9 protein-coding genes and 8 tRNA genes are annotated in these 15,754 nt (G+C 39.2%); 1 reads left to right on the forward strand and 16 read right to left on the reverse strand.

The window, feature by feature from the left end; all coding sequences use genetic code 11:
• Positions 1 to 101: 101 nt before the first annotated feature.
• Together rpsG and rpsL are read right to left on the reverse strand one after the other, a co-directional pair.
• On the reverse strand, positions 102 to 572 hold the full coding sequence (gene rpsG, locus RZ55_RS04970; RefSeq protein WP_034531493.1) for a 30S ribosomal protein S7: 471 nt from the start codon (positions 570 to 572) through the stop codon (positions 102 to 104).
• Between the two features lie 40 nt (positions 573 to 612).
• Complete coding sequence (rpsL, locus tag RZ55_RS04975) at positions 613 to 1,026, reverse strand: 30S ribosomal protein S12 (RefSeq protein WP_034531492.1); 414 nt, start codon at positions 1,024 to 1,026, stop codon at positions 613 to 615.
• 196 nt (positions 1,027 to 1,222) lie between these two features.
• Between rpsL and RZ55_RS07355 the strand changes: the two genes are divergently transcribed.
• Positions 1,223 to 1,858, forward strand: a complete 636-nt coding sequence (locus RZ55_RS07355; protein WP_424580158.1) for a prepilin peptidase — start codon at positions 1,223 to 1,225, stop codon at positions 1,856 to 1,858.
• A 38-nt stretch (positions 1,859 to 1,896) separates the two neighbouring features.
• Here RZ55_RS07355 and rpoC read toward each other — a convergent pair whose 3' ends face one another.
• The 14 genes from rpoC to RZ55_RS05050 form a co-directional block, all read right to left on the reverse strand.
• A complete protein-coding gene (rpoC, locus tag RZ55_RS04985; RefSeq protein WP_034531490.1) occupies positions 1,897 to 5,559 on the reverse strand; it encodes a DNA-directed RNA polymerase subunit beta' in 3,663 nt (1,220 codons plus the stop codon).
• 17 nt (positions 5,560 to 5,576) lie between these two features.
• Positions 5,577 to 9,185 (reverse strand): DNA-directed RNA polymerase subunit beta, encoded by a 3,609-nt coding sequence (locus tag RZ55_RS04990; protein WP_034531489.1) that lies wholly within the window; start codon positions 9,183 to 9,185, stop codon positions 5,577 to 5,579.
• Between the two features lie 267 nt (positions 9,186 to 9,452).
• Positions 9,453 to 11,951: an ATP-dependent Clp protease ATP-binding subunit gene (locus RZ55_RS04995; RefSeq protein ID WP_054605728.1), complete on the reverse strand. Its 2,499-nt coding sequence runs from the start codon at positions 11,949 to 11,951 to the stop codon at positions 9,453 to 9,455.
• Positions 11,952 to 11,966: 15 nt separating this feature from the next.
• Entirely contained in the window at positions 11,967 to 12,434 is a 468-nt protein-coding gene (locus RZ55_RS05000) for a CtsR family transcriptional regulator (protein ID WP_034531487.1), read from the reverse strand.
• Positions 12,435 to 12,559: 125 nt separating this feature from the next.
• Positions 12,560 to 12,633 (reverse strand) — tRNA-Pro (locus tag RZ55_RS05005).
• 12 nt (positions 12,634 to 12,645) lie between these two features.
• A tRNA-Arg gene (locus RZ55_RS05010) sits at positions 12,646 to 12,719 on the reverse strand.
• Between the two features lie 24 nt (positions 12,720 to 12,743).
• Positions 12,744 to 12,829: transfer RNA gene (locus RZ55_RS05015), tRNA-Leu, on the reverse strand.
• 13 nt (positions 12,830 to 12,842) lie between these two features.
• Positions 12,843 to 12,914 (reverse strand) — tRNA-Gly (locus tag RZ55_RS05020).
• A gap of 4 nt (positions 12,915 to 12,918) precedes the next feature.
• Positions 12,919 to 12,992: transfer RNA gene (locus RZ55_RS05025), tRNA-Thr, on the reverse strand.
• A 21-nt stretch (positions 12,993 to 13,013) separates the two neighbouring features.
• A tRNA-Leu gene (locus RZ55_RS05030) sits at positions 13,014 to 13,097 on the reverse strand.
• A gap of 35 nt (positions 13,098 to 13,132) precedes the next feature.
• Positions 13,133 to 13,205, reverse strand: a tRNA-Lys gene (locus RZ55_RS05035).
• Positions 13,206 to 13,208: 3 nt separating this feature from the next.
• A tRNA-Val gene (locus tag RZ55_RS05040) sits at positions 13,209 to 13,281 on the reverse strand.
• A 232-nt stretch (positions 13,282 to 13,513) separates the two neighbouring features.
• On the reverse strand, positions 13,514 to 14,797 hold the full coding sequence (gene serS / locus RZ55_RS05045; protein WP_054605729.1) for a serine--tRNA ligase: 1,284 nt from the start codon (positions 14,795 to 14,797) through the stop codon (positions 13,514 to 13,516).
• A 276-nt stretch (positions 14,798 to 15,073) separates the two neighbouring features.
• The gene (locus RZ55_RS05050) at positions 15,074 to 15,715 is read right to left on the reverse strand and encodes a deoxynucleoside kinase (protein ID WP_034531485.1); all 642 of its coding nucleotides are present in this window, start codon (positions 15,713 to 15,715) and stop codon (positions 15,074 to 15,076) included.
• Positions 15,716 to 15,754 lie beyond the last annotated feature (39 nt).

Consider the following 15,754-nt stretch of genomic DNA (forward strand, 5'->3'; position numbering starts at 1 on the left):
AGTTTCTCCTCTCAAAAATAAATCTCTTTTGTAAAAAAGTGGCTAATATAATAACACATTAGCCACTCAATTAAATGTACAAATAAGTTTGTACGTTTATTTTACCAACGGTAGTGAGCAAATGCACGGTTAGCTTCTGCCATCTTATGAGTGTCTTCACGTTTCTTAACTGAAGCACCTGTGTTGTTAGCAGCATCCATAAGTTCACGACCTAGGCGTTCAACCATTGTGTGTTCACCACGTAGACGTGCGTAGTTTACAATCCAACGTAAACCTAGAGTAACACGACGGTCAGGACGTACTTCGATAGGAACTTGGTAGTTTGATCCACCAACACGACGAGCCTTAACTTCTAGTACAGGCATAACGTTGTTCATAGCTTCTTCGAATACGTCAACTGGGTCATTTCCAGTTTCTTTCTTAATAAGATCAAATGCACCATATAAAATTTCTGATGCAGTTCCTCTCTTACCATCTAACATCAAACGGTTAATTAAGCTTGAAACCAATTTTGAGTTGTAGATTGGATCAGGAAGAACTTCACGTTTTTGAACATTTCCTTTTCTTGGCATTTAAAAATCCTCCTTGTTTTCTTATAGCGGAATAAATGTTTTAGTCTTTAGGCTTCTTAGTACCGTATTTTGAACGACCTTGACGACGGTCAGCAACACCGGCAGTATCTAGAGCACCACGAACGATGTGGTAACGTACCCCAGGTAAATCCTTAACACGACCACCACGAATTAAAACAACACTATGTTCTTGAAGGTTGTGACCAATACCAGGAATGTATGCAGTAACTTCAATCAAGTTTGAAAGTCTAACACGGGCGTACTTACGTAGAGCTGAGTTAGGCTTCTTTGGAGTCATAGTACCAACACGGGTAGCTACTCCACGTTTTTGAGGAGCAGGGTTGTTAGTTTGCTTCTTCTTGTAACTGTTGTACCCATGGTTTAAAGCTGGGGCTTTTGATTTAGAACTTCTAGAATGACGACCTTTACGTACTAATTGGTTAATAGTAGGCATCTAAAAATTCCTCCTTCCAATAAAATTTATTTTTAAGTCCACACATCCAGGTGGTTCTTTTTTATGTAAAAGTTCACCGGATGAATAAGCACTTAATAATATTATCACGACGTCTCATTTGTGTCAATGAAACTTAGGATTTCTTTCGTAAATAATATTGGAGGTTTTAAATATGTTTTTATTCATTTTATTTATCATGGGTTCTTCCTTTGGATCGTTTCTTACTGCCCTATTCTATCGACTAGAGCATCAAGAAAGTCTGGTCGGATTTTCCCATTGTGATGTCTGCAAACACCGACTAGAAGTGATTGATTTAATCCCTATCTTCTCTTATCTACTTAATCATGGTAGATGCAGGTACTGTCATAAGACCTACTCAAGTTTATCGTTTGTAAACGAAGTGTTCTTAAGTACAATCTTTCCATTAATATTTATTGAAACCAGAAGTATGCTGCCATTGCTTATCATTGTCTATCTTTTCTACTTAAGTTTAGAAGATATGCACAAGCAAATGGTTTCAAGTATTATTTTACACTCACTGCTATTAATTGTTTTTGTTATCACTCTTCCCTTCTCTAGAATTTTGATATTAATGCCGATTTATTTTTTCTTCTATCTTTTAAACTACAACTATCATTTTATTGGTGAAGCAGATATCGATCTATTTGCAATTTTGTTTTTATTAATTGGTAACCATATTCTATTAATCATCTTTGTTGCTAGTATGTTTGCCTTAGTCGCCTATCCGTTTATCAAACAAGTCAGCGGAAAAATCCCGTTCATTCCATTTATATATCTATCATATTTGATGTTTCTATGTATAAAAAAATAGCAACCGCTATTCAGCGATTGCTATTTTTGAGTTGTAAATTATTGGTTATTTACGTCTTCTTCATTCATACGTTTTTCAATTTGACTAATTGAGTAAACGTCGTTTGAATCAACTTTTGGTGATTCTTGTTCTTCAACTTTAGCATTGATTTCACCGTAAGTTTTCATTCCAGTACCAGCTGGAATTAGCTTACCAATAATAACATTTTCCTTAAGACCAACTAATGGATCGTTCTTTCCACGGATAGCAGCATCTGTTAGAACACGAGTAGTTTCTTGGAATGATGCAGCTGATAAGAAACTGTTAGTTTCTAGGGCAGCCTTAGTAATACCTAAGATAACTGGACGTGCAGTTGCTGGAATCTTACCAGAAATAACTGCGTCAGCATTAGCTTCCTTAAAGTCGTTAATATCCATTAAAGTACCTGGTAGAACTTCAGTGTCACCTGAGTCCATGATTCTTACCTTACGTAGCATTTGACGAACCATGATTTCAGCATGCTTATCACTAACTTCTACCCCTTGCATACGGTAAGTCTTTTGAACTTCACTTAGCAAGTATACTTCAGTTGATAGTGAGTCACGAACCTTGATTAGTTCCTTAGGATCAATTGAACCTTCGTTAATAGCTTGTCCACGACGGATGAAGTCACCTTCAGCCACGTTCATACGAGCATTAATTGGAACCTTGTAAGTTCTAGTGTCGGCGTCACCTTTAACAGTAACTTCCTTCACTCTTTCAGCAGGGTTTTCTTCAATTAGAGATACAGTACCTGTAACTTCAGTAATTTCTGCTTTACCTTTAGGATTTCTAGCTTCGAAGATTTCTTGAACACGAGGAAGACCTTGTGTGATATCGGCGTTACCAGCAACCCCACCAGTATGGAAGTTACGCATAGTTAATTGAGTACCAGGTTCACCAATTGATTGAGCAGCAACAGTACCAACTGCTTCACCAACTTCTACAGGTGAACCAGTAGCTAAGTTACGACCGTAACATTTTTCACAAACCCCGTGAACTGTGTTACAAGTGAATGCTGAACGAATTTCAACTTCTTCAATTCCAGCAGCTTCAATTGCTTCAGCTTCAGGTTCGTTAATCATTTGGTTATGCTTAACAATTACTTCACCAGTTTCTGGGTTCTTAACTGTCTTCATAGCATATCTACCAATGATTCTGTCATATAGAGGTTCAATCATTTCGTTACCTTGCTTCAATGCAGCAACGATAACTCCACGGTCAGTGTTACAATCTTCTTCTCTGATAATAACGTCTTGAGCCACATCAACTAGACGACGAGTTAAGTAACCTGAGTTGGCAGTCTTCAAGGCAGTATCAGTCATACCCTTACGGGCACCGTGGGTAGAAATAAACATTTCAAGAACTGATAGACCTTCACGGAAGTTAGCAGTGATAGGTAGTTCCATGATTTCACCATTAGGTGCGGCCATCAAACCACGCATACCAGCTAATTGAGTAAAGTTAGAGATGTTACCACGGGCACCAGAGTCACTCATCATAAAGATAGGGTTTTGAGGATCGAAGTTCTTCAACAAGTCGTTTTGAATTTCATCCTTAGCATCACTCCAGATACCGATAACTCTTTCGTAACGTTCTTGGTCAGTAATTAAACCACGACGGAATTGTTTTGTAACGTTTTCAACTTTTTTGTGGGAATCAGCAATAATTTGAGGTTTTGACTTAAGGTCAGTAACATCAGTGATACCAACAGTTAACCCTGACTTAGTTGATTCGTTGTAACCTAAGTCCTTCATTCTATCTAGTAGTTGTGAAGTTTCAGTTACCTTGTATTGCTTGTAAACTTCAGCAATGATGTCTGATAAGAAACCTTTCTTGAAGGCACCGTTTAGAGGAGCATTCTTCAAGTGTTCATGGATATCTTCACCAGGTTCTAGGAAGAAACTGTCAGATAAGTGACCATGTAAGTTAGTATCAGTTGGTTCGTTCAAGTACTGGAATGTCTTTGGAAGAATACCGTTGAAGATAATCTTACCAATAGTTGTTACCAAAATCTTGTCCTTTTGTTCGTCAGTGAATGGTTTTTCACTCATTGATGAAGCGGCAATACCAACACGAGTGTGCCAGTGAGTTAAACCACTTTGGTATGAAAGTCTTGCTTCTTCAGGTGTGTTGAAGATCATACCTTCACCTTCACGGCCTTCTTCTTCCATAGTTAGGTAGTAGTTACCAATAACCATATCTTGAGAAGGAGCAACGATTGGGTTTCCATCACGAGGGGCAAGAATATGAGTAGCAGCTAGCATCAATAGTCTTGATTCAGCTTGTGCTTCGTCTGATAAAGGAACGTGGATGGCCATTTGGTCACCATCAAAATCGGCGTTGTAAGCTTCACAAGCTAATGGGTGAAGACGCATTGATTTACCTGAAACCAATACTGGTTCGAATGCTTGAATACCTAATCTATGCAATGTAGGTGCACGGTTAAGTAATACTGGATGTTCCTTAATTACGTCATCCAATACATCGAATACTTCTTCATCTTTACGTTCGATTTGACGTTTAGCAGACTTAATGTTTGAAGCACTACCACGTTTTACAAGTTCTTTCATAATGAAAGGCTTGAATAATTCCATGGCCATTGGAACTGGAAGTCCCATTTGGTTGAACTTCAAGAATGGTCCAACATCAATAACAGAACGACCAGAGTAGTCAACACGCTTACCAAGTAAGTTTTGTCTGAAACGACCTTGCTTACCTTTAAGCATGTGTGATAGTGACTTAAGTGGACGGTTACCAGGACCAGCAACAGGACGACCACGACGACCATTATCGATTAAAGCATCAACAGCTTCTTGTAGCATACGTTTTTCGTTTTGAACGATGATACCAGGAGCATGTAGATCTAATAATCTCTTTAGACGGTTATTTCTGTTAATAACACGACGGTACAAGTCATTTAAGTCAGAAGTGGCGAAACGGCCACCTTCTAGTTGTACCATTGGTCTTAAGTCAGGTGGAATAACTGGAATTGCTTCCATTACCATCCATGACAAGTCATTACCTGATTGTAGGAAGGCTTCTAGAATATCTAGACGTCTAACCGCTCTAACACGCTTTTGACCAGTAGCCTTCTTTAGTTCATCTTTTAGTTCAGCAACTTCTTTATTGATATCAACATTGTTCAATAAAGTTCTAATTGCTTCAGCACCAATCTTAGCTTCAAAACGGTTACCGTATTCAAGTTTCTTTTCACGGTAATCTTGTTCTGAGATTAGTTGCTTGTTTTCTAGTGGAGTATCACCAGGATCTGTAACAACGTATGAAGCAAAGTAGATAATTTCTTCCAAAGCACGTGGGCTCATGTCTAATACAAGACCCATACGACTTGGAATTCCTTTGAAGTACCAAATGTGAGTTACTGGAGCAGCTAATTCAATGTGACCCATACGTTCACGACGTACTTTAGCACGTGTAACTTCTACTCCACAACGATCACAGACGATACCCTTGTATCTAATACGTTTATATTTACCACAAGCACATTCCCAATCCTTTGTAGGACCGAAAATTCTTTCGTCGAATAGACCATCTTTTTCTGGTTTTAAAGTTCTGTAGTTGATAGTTTCTGGCTTTTTAACTTCACCAAATGACCAACTACGAATTTTATCAGAAGAAGCTAATCCAATTTGCATGCTTGAAAATTTGTTTACATCGACCAATGGATAGTCCCCTTTCTTTATTCCTTAAAGTTGGTGTTTGCTTTGTCGTCTTGTTCAGACTTTTCTTCATCTTTGTCTTCTTGTTCTTTCTTTTGCTTTTCAGCTAGTTTGCTTAAAGCATCAACGTTAACAACACCGTCGTCTTCTTCGCTGTCTAAGTCACGAAGTTCGATTTCTTGGTTGTCTTCGTTAAGAACCTTCATGTCTAATCCAAGAGCTTGAAGTTCTTTTACAAGAACACGGAATGATTCAGGAACACCTGGCTTAGGAATTGGTTCACCCTTAACAATAGCTTCGTATGTCTTAACACGACCAACAACGTCATCTGACTTGTAAGTCAAGATTTCTTGTAGTGTGTATGCGGCACCATAAGCTTCTAGGGCCCAAACTTCCATTTCACCAAAACGTTGTCCACCAAATTGTGCTTTACCACCAAGTGGTTGTTGAGTAACTAGTGAGTAAGGTCCAATTGAACGAGCATGGATCTTATCGTCAACCATGTGAGCAAGTTTCAAGTAGTGCATTACACCAACTGCAACACGTTTATCAAATGGTTCACCGGTTCTACCATCGTAAACAATTGACTTACCGTCTGAAGCCATACCAGCTTCCTTAACAGCGTCCCAGATATCTGAATCACGAGCACCATCGAATACCGGAGTACTTACGTGGATACCTAGTTTTCTAGCAGCCATACCTAAGTGTAATTCAAGAACTTGTCCAATGTTCATACGTGAAGGCACACCCATGGGACTCAATAGAATATCAATTGGAGTACCATCTGGTAAGTAAGGCATATCTTCTTCAGGAATAACAATGGAAACAGTACCCTTGTTACCGTGACGACCAGACATCTTGTCCCCTACTTGGATCTTACGTTTTTGAGCAATGTAAACTCGAACCATCTTGTTTACACCTGGTGCTAATTCATCACCATTTTCTCTAGTGAAGACCTTAACGTCTTGAACGATACCGCCACCACCGTGAGGTACACGTAGTGAAGTATCACGGACTTCTCTAGATTTTTCACCGAAGATAGCATGTAGTAAACGTTCTTCAGCTGATAATTCTGTTACACCCTTAGGAGTAACCTTACCAACTAAGATGTCACCATCATGTACTTCAGCACCAATTCTGATAGTTCCTTCTTCGTCAAGGTTTCTTAAAGCGTCTTCCCCAACGTTAGGAATTTCTCTAGTCATTTCTTCAGGTCCAAGTTTGGTATCTCTAGTTTCTGATTCGTATTCTTCAATATGAATTGAAGTGTATACATCTTCACGAACTAATCTTTCTGAAATACCAATGGCATCTTCGAAGTTGTAACCTTGCCAAGTCATGAACGCAACAACTGGGTTTTGACCTAAAGCAAGTTCTCCGTTTTCCATTGAAGGACCGTCAGCTAGAATTTCATCAGCGTCAACCTTGTCGTTTACACGAACAATTGGACGTTGGTTGTAGTTCTTACCACCGTTTGAACGTTGGAACTTCATTAGCTTGTAAGTATCTAATGAACCGTCTTCTCTTCTAACACGTACTTCGTCAGCGTCAACGTATTCAACAGTACCTGGGTGTTTACAGATTAAAGCAACACCAGAGTCATGAGCTGCCTTGTATTCGATACCAGTACCAACTAGTGGTGCATGTGGGTTAACCAAAGGAACAGCTTGACGTTGCATGTTGGCACCCATCAAGGCACGGTTGGAGTCATCGTTTTCCAAGAAAGGAATACATGCAGTGGCAACTGAAACTACTTGCTTAGGAGAAACGTCCATGTAGTCAACGTTTTCAATCTTAGTTTCAATATTGTTTGACTTGTATCTAGCCATAACAACATCGTTCTTGAATGATCCGTCTTCATTTAATGGAGAGTTAGCTTGAGCAACTACGAAGTTATCTTCTTCGTCAGCTGATAAGTAATCAATCTTATCAGTTACTTTGTGAGTATCCCATGATACACGACGGTAAGGTGTTTCCACGAAACCGTACTTGTTAACCTTAGAATAACTTGAAAGTGAGTTAATCAAACCAATATTAGGACCTTCAGGAGTTTCAATTGGACAAATACGACCATAGTGAGTGTAGTGAACGTCACGAACTTCGTATCCGGCACGGTCTCTGGTCAAACCACCAGGTCCCAATGCAGATAGACGACGTTTATGAGTTAATTCACCCAATGGGTTAGTTTGGTCCATGAATTGTGACAATTGTGATGAACCAAAGAATTCCTTAATTGAAGCTACTACAGGACGAATGTTGATTAATTGTTGTGGAGTAACAGTAGTAGTGTCTTGAATTGACATACGTTCTCTTACTACACGTTCCATTCTTGCTAGACCAATTCTGAATTGGTTTTGTAGTAATTCACCAACAGAACGGATACGACGGTTACCTAAATGGTCAATATCATCAGGTTCACCAATTCCTTCTTGCAAGTTGAAGAAGTAGTTGATAGCAGAAATGATATCTGCTGGAGTGATGTGATGGTAATCCAATGAGATGTTGTCGTTTCCAATCATGTTAACAACATGATCTGGGTCTTTTTCTGATTGTACTTTGATGATTTGTACAGTCATTGGTTCTGGAACAACTGATTGTTCTGAAGGGTTGAAAGTGTATGCCTTGAAGTCTTCGCGGTCCAAGTATGGAGCTAATTCCTTCATGACATTCTTATCAATTACAGTACCCTTCTTAGCAATAATTTCACCAGTATCTGGATCAGCTAAAGTTTCAGCAAGGGTTAATCCTAGCAAACGAGTCTTTAGGCTTAACTTGTTGTTAGTCTTGTATCTACCAACAGGAGCCATGTCGTAACGTTTTGGATCGAAGAAACGAGTAGTCAATAGGCTACGAGATGAATCAGCAGTCTTAGGTTCACCCGGACGTAGACGTTCGTAAATGTCCTTTAATGCTTCTTCAACACGTGAATCTTCTGTGTCTTTGTGGACATCTTTTTCAAGAGTCAATGAAAGACTATCATTGCTACCCAAAATTTGAGTAATTTCGTCATCTGAACCGAAACCTAATGCACGAACTAGTTCAGTAATTGGTAGCTTTCTAGTTCTATCAATACGAACGTATGATAAGTTCTTTGCGTCAGTTTCGAATTCCATCCAGGCACCACGGTTAGGAATTACAGTAGTACCATAGCTGATACGTCCATTTTTGTCTTCTTCTTTGTGGAAGAATACACCAGGAGAACGAACTAATTGTGAAACAATTACACGTTCTGCCCCGTTAATAATGAAAGTACCTTGATCAGTCATCAATGGGAAATCGCCAAAGAATACATCTTGTGTCTTAATTTCACCAGTTTCATGATTGGTCAATTTCAATGTGATATGAAGTGGAGCTGAGTAGTTAGCCTCATGATCTCTTGCTTCATTAACAGTGTACTTAGGTTCTAATAATTGGTAATCAACGAATTCTAAGGATAGTTTTCCTTGGAAATCATCAATTGGCATAATGCTGTTAAACATTTCACGCAAACCTTCATCTAAGAACCACTTGTATGAATCGGTTTGAATTTCAATTAAATTAGGTAAATCAAGAACTTCCTTGATTTGAGAGTAACTTCTACGAATACGGTGTTTACCATATTTAACTAAATGTCCTGCCAAGTTCTTCACCCCTCCAAAAATTTCTACGCAAGTGAAATATTACAATTGTGTTACAAATGCATTTTTTTACCCTTTTTTTCTAAAAATGAGCAAAAAAAAACCAAAATAAGCAATTCAAATTGAAGCTTATTTTTGGTTAATATAGGCGTGTCTGACGGACAATAGATCGCCGACACACATTTCACTTCGTAGTTATATATTTAGTATGATACTCTCGAAGGTATATAAAGTCAAGATTTAGACAATAAAAAAAGAGGGATAATTCCCTCTTTTTTATTATGCCTTAACGGCCTCTTTTTTAGTAATTGTAATCTTGCCTTTAGATGCTCCGATTGAAACGTCATCCCCTGGTTTAATTTCACCAGAAAGAATTTCTTCAGAAACTTTATCTTCGACATCGTTTTGCAATGCACGACGAATTGGACGCGCACCGTATTCAGGATTGAAACCATTCTTAGCAATTAATTCGATTGCTGCTGGAGTCATCTTCACATTGATGCCTAAGTCGTGAACTCGTTTCAATAAATCGTTAGACATTAATTTAACAATTTCTTGAACTTGTTTTTCGTTTAGTTCGTGGAAGATGATTGTTTCATCGATACGGTTTAAGAATTCTGGTCTGAAGAATCTCTTCATTTGTTCTTCGACTGTCTTTCTCATTAGCTTGTAGCTTTCGTCGTCATGATCTAGTTCTGCACCAAAACCAACGGTCTTCTTATCACGTAGGGTTCTAGCACCTAGGTTAGAAGTCATGATTAGGACAGTGTTTCTAAAGTCAACATGTCTACCTTTAGAATCTGTTAGGTATCCATCATCTAATACTTGTAGTAACAAGTTGAAGACATCTGGATGAGCCTTTTCTACTTCATCGAATAGGACAACTGAGTATGGGTGTTGTCTTACCTTTTCGGTCAATTGGCCACCTTCGTCGTATCCAACGTATCCTGGAGCTGAACCAACCATTCGAGAAGCGGATTCCTTTTGCATGTATTCTGACATATCAATTCTGATAATGTCGTCCTTTGAACCAAACATTTCTTCAGCTAAATCCTTAGCTAATTCAGTCTTACCAACACCGGTAGGACCCAAGAAGATGAATGAACCGATTGGTCTGTTTGGATCCTTGATACCACTTCTAGCACGTCTGATTGCTCGTGATACAGCAGAAACGGCTTCGTTTTGACCAATAATTTTCTTGTGTAAGATTGATTCTAGGTTAACCAAACGCTTGCTGTCAGCCTTAGTCATCTTAGTTACTGGAACACCAGTCCATTCTGAGACAACCTTAGCAACATCTTCACCGGTTTCTTCGATATCAAAGTTGTGGTCTTCTTGACGTTGCTTTTTGATATTAGCGGTTTCTTGACGCTTAGTCTTTAGTTCTTCTTGTAGTTCTTGTTCCTTTTGACGAAGTGAAACGGCATCTTCGAAACGTTGTTCTTCGATGGCGCTTTCCATTTGAGTACTGTATTCGTTAATCTTGTTTTCTAGTTCTTCTAATGGATTGTTTTCGTCTAGGTTGTTAATTCTAACCATTGCGGCAGCTTCATCCATCAAGTCGATTGCCTTATCAGGTAGGAAACGGTTGCTGATGTATCTGCTTGATAAATCAACGGCCTTTTCGATTGCGTCATCAGTAATCTTTACTTGGTGGTGGGTTTCGTACTTAGGACGAATTCCCTTTAGAATTTCAACAGCTTCATCTCTGGTAGGTTCATCAACTGAAACAGTTGCGAATCTTCTAGCCAATGCACCGTCTTTTTCGATGTACTTTTGGTATTCATCCAAAGTAGTAGCACCGATTGTTTGAAGGTCTCCTCTAGCAAGTGCCGGCTTTAGGATGTTAGAAGCATCGATAGCTCCTTCAGCACCACCGGCACCCATTAGAGTGTGTAGTTCGTCAATGAATAGGATTACGTTACCCACTGACTTGATTTCACTGATAATCTTCATTAGACGTTTTTCAAACTCACCACGGTACTTAGTACCAGCAACTAGAGTTCCCATTTCAAGCATCATGATACGCTTGTTTTGCATGTCTTCTGGAACTTGTCTGTGAGCAACCTTTAATGCCAAACCTTCAACAACGGCAGTCTTACCTACCCCTGCTTCCCCGATTAGCACTGGGTTGTTCTTAGTACGACGACTAAGAATTTGAATTACACGTTTGATAACATCGTCTCTACCAATAGTAGGATCGATTAGACCATCCTTGGCTGACTTAGTTAGGTCAGTGGCAAGTGAGTCTAATGTAGGAGTAGTTCCGTTGTTACGAGCTGCTCTGCTTCCTGGTAGTGGAATGTTTTTTGAGTTTGAACTTGAATCACCTGGGAATCCCATCTTACGTAATAGTACCTTCTTTACATCATTTACTTCGACCACGTTTAGCGCCACTAGAATTCTAGCAGCTAAAGTGTCTGGAGTATCTAGGATGGCAAGTAATAAGTGTTCTGTTCCTATCTTAATTGCACCGTATTTCTTCGCAATTTGGCCAGATAAGGTCAAGATTGCTTCAGCCTTAGGTGAGTATGGTAGGTATGTGTCCTTGTCTGAATCGGTTAGGTTACCGTATCCAACCAAGATTTCCATTTCGCCTTTAATATCATCTTCGTGAACGTCGCATTGCTTTAAGGCTGACTTTGCGATGCCGTTATCTTCCATTGATAAAGCTAGTAATAAGTGTTCTGTCCCAATTCCTTGGTGGCCAAACACTTTGGCTTGTTCTTGTGCCAAAATCAATACGTTCTTTGCGCTTGGAGTAAAAATGTTATCCATATCGTGCCTCACTTTCTAGCTTTTGTATCTTAAATGATCAAGTATTGCGACCATTATATTCGCTCTAATCTCATTTTCAAGTAGTTTGTTGCCAACGGCTAGTGTCTGCTTGTTAATAGATGCTAACACTAAATCGGCTTCATTGTCAGTAATTAGATTATTTAACACCAAAGTGTTGATAATTGCCTTACCTTCACGTTGTGTTAAACCGTCGCCAATGGCATTAATCAGCGTATCTAAAATATCTATATTATCAAGCAGTTTCACCTTTTCAATGCGAATGTATCCACCGCCACCACGTTTACTTTCGACTACGTATCCATTTTGAATGGTAAACCTAGTCTTAATAACATAGTTAATTTGTGATGGAACAACATCGAAATGGCTAGCAATATCAGATCTACTTATTTCGACTCTCTCGTCTTCAGCAATCATTTCCTTTAAATACTTCTCAATAATATCTGAAATATTCTTACCCTGCATAATACCACCTCTTTCTTTGACTAATTCTGACTATAATTATACGGACTTATATTGAAAATGCAAAGATTTTTAACGAAAAACAAAAAAGAGAAAACAAATTAATGTTTTCTCTTTTGGTTATATTATCGGGAAGACAGGATTCGAACCTGCGACCCCCTGGTCCCAAACCAGGTGCTCTACCAAGCTGAGCTACTTCCCGAAAATAAAAAAATGCACCCAGTAGGAGTCGAACCTACAACCTTCTGATTCGTAGTCAGACACTCTATCCAGTTGCGCTATGGGTGCATAATAGTATTAAATTATTTGAAATGCCGAGGACCGGGATCGAACCGGTACGGTTATCACTAACCGCAGGATTTTAAGTCCTGTGCGTCTGCCAATTCCGCCACCCCGGCAGAACTATGCAAAAGCGGAAGACGGGATTCGAACCCGCGACCCCCACCATGGCAAGGTGATGTTCTACCACTGAACTACTTCCGCATAATGCCGACTAGATGATTCGAACACCCGACCTCTTCATTACTAGTGAAGCGCTCTAGCCAACTGAGCTAAGTCGGCAGCAATTATGCAAATTGCAAATGCGGGCGAAGGGATTCGAACCCCCACTTCCATAAGGAAACTAGAACCTAAATCTAGCGCGTCTGCCAGTTCCGCCACGCCCGCATGATTATATTAAAATGTATATGGCATAGAGCCAATGAGCCGTGGCAGGTTCGAACTGCCGACCCTCTGATTAAAAGTCAGATGCTCTACCGGCTGAGCTAACGGCTCATATGGAGGATACAGGGCTCGAACCTGTGACCTCCTGCTTGTAAGGCAGATGCTCTCCCAACTGAGCTAATCCTCCATGAGGTCTTTCAAGTTATCTCTTAACAAGACAACTATTTAATAATATCATTTCTAGCAATCAATGTCAACAAGAAATTTTACTTAATTGTTGATATGACTTGCTTCTGAGCCGTTCTCTTTAACTCAACAAAAAATATTATATCTAAATTTCCGCTGTCTGTCTACCCCTTTTTTCAAAAAAATAAAAAAGCGACAATCTTTCGATTATCGCTTTAGTTTCAACTATTCAATTAGTCTTCTTTTTCGATCTTAGTCTTACCACCCATGTATGGTTGTAGGACTTCTGGAATGTTGATTGATCCATCTTCATTTTGGAAGTTTTCTAAGATAGCAGCTACAGTTCTACCAACAGCTAAGCCAGAACCGTTTAGAGTGTGAACGTATTGTAGCTTACCGTTTTCATCCCTGTATTGGATGTGTGCACGACGTGCTTGGAAATCAGTTGTGTTTGAACAACTTGAGATTTCACGGTAACGACCTTGAGCTGGCATCCATACTTCGATGTCATGAGTCATTGCAGCAGTGAAACTCATGTCACTAGTAGTTAGTGTAATTACGTGGTAAGGAATACCTAACATTTTCAATAGGTCTTCTGCATGGGCAGTGATGCTTTCTAGTGCATCCCATGATTGTTCAGGTTTAGTGAATTGAACCATTTCTACTTTATTGAATTGGTGTAGACGAATTAGACCTCTTGTGTCTCTTCCGGCACTACCAGCTTCTGATCTAAATGCTGGTGATAGTGCAGTGAACTTAACTGGTAGTTTGTCTGCATCCATTACTTCATCTCTGTAGTAGTTTACCAATGGAACTTCGGCAGTAGGAATCATTGTTAAATCACTGTCAGCAATTTCGAAACCGGCCTTTGTTTCCTTAAACTTAGGGAATTGACCAGTACCAAACATTGATGCTGAGTTTACCATGTATGGTGGTAATACTTCTTTGTAACCAGCCTTAGCGTTTTGGTCTAAGTAGAAGTTGTAGATGGCACGTTCTAGTTGCGCACCTGCACCCATGTAGTAAACAAAACGACTACCTGCAACCTTAGCACTTGCTTCGAAGTCTAAGATGCCAAGCTTTTCACCTAAGTCCCAGTGATGTTTTGGTTCGAAGTCAAACTTACGAGGTTCACCGTAATTTCTTAGTTCGACGGCACCTTCTTCAGTTAAACTAACTGGAACATCATCAGCTGGAATGTTTGGTAAGTGAGCAGCTAAGTCTTGTTGATCTTGTTCAACCTTTTCAAGTTGTTCATCTAATTCCTTAACTTCCTTACCTACTTGTTGCATTTCAGCGATGGCATCAGCAGCGTCTTCCTTGTTACGCTTTGCTTCCGCAATCTTCTTTGATACTTCGTTCTTCTTAGCTTTTAATCCTTCACTTTTTACGATTAGTTCACGACGCTTTTCATCGTATCCTAATAGTTCATCGATTGTTTCAGCTTTGATATTTCTAGTAGCTAACTTTTCCTTTACCCAGTCAGCGTTTTGACGAATCATTTTCATATCTAACATAGTAAATACCTCCAATTTTGCAAATAAAAAGAAGACCTCCATCCATTGGGACGAAGGTCTTCTTTTCGCGGTACCACCCAAGTTCTTAGCACATGCTAAACACTCGTTTGGAGATAACGGTCACCTGCCGTGTAGCATTACCTACCCGCTTTTGCGTATGCCGGAATTTCGACTTGCAATTCACACCAACCATTGCATCTCTTTGTTGTCTACTTAAAAACATACCTTGCGTTTATTTGTTGACTCAATAATATTATAAAAAAATGTGATTGGCAACTATTTTAAGTTCAATTCAGCAATTTTTTCATCAATTTGTTTTAGAACTGCAGCTAAATCTTCCTCGTTTTCGATAAAGTCAAACTTATCACCGTCGATTTGCATCTTAGGAGATAAGTCGTAGTTGTCATACCAGTCGTTGTAACGACTATTTAAGTCTTGATAATAGTTGTATAGTTCTGGATCTTTATCCACTTGTTCATAACTTCTACCACGTTTTTTGATTCGTTTTAACATGGTATCGAATGAAATGTTGATGTGGATTAATAAATCAGGATTCTTTTGGTTCAATGAACCAGGAATTTCTTCCATCATATTTTCCAACAATGAATCGTAGATATCAGCTTCAGTTGAAGTGGCACGTTTCATATCAGCATTCAATCTGAATAGTAATGAATCTTCGTAGATAGAACGGTCCATAACGCTTAGCTTTTCGTTGTGGGCCTTTTCAATATTGTTTAGACGGGTATTTAAGAAGTAGATTTGCAATAAGAAGGCATACTTCTTAGGATCCTTGTAAAACAATGGAAGAATTTCGTTATCATCTACTGATTCGTAATACCCAGTTGAATCAAGATGAGCAGATAGGATCTTAGTTAAAGAGGTTTTTCCGGCTCCAATGGTTCCAGCAAGTACTATCATAATAATCTCCTTAATTTCGTTTTCTAATATACTATTCTA

The sequence above is a fragment of the Apilactobacillus kunkeei genome (genome assembly GCF_001421115.1).
GTDB classification, from domain to species: Bacteria; Bacillota; Bacilli; order Lactobacillales; family Lactobacillaceae; genus Apilactobacillus; species Apilactobacillus kunkeei_F.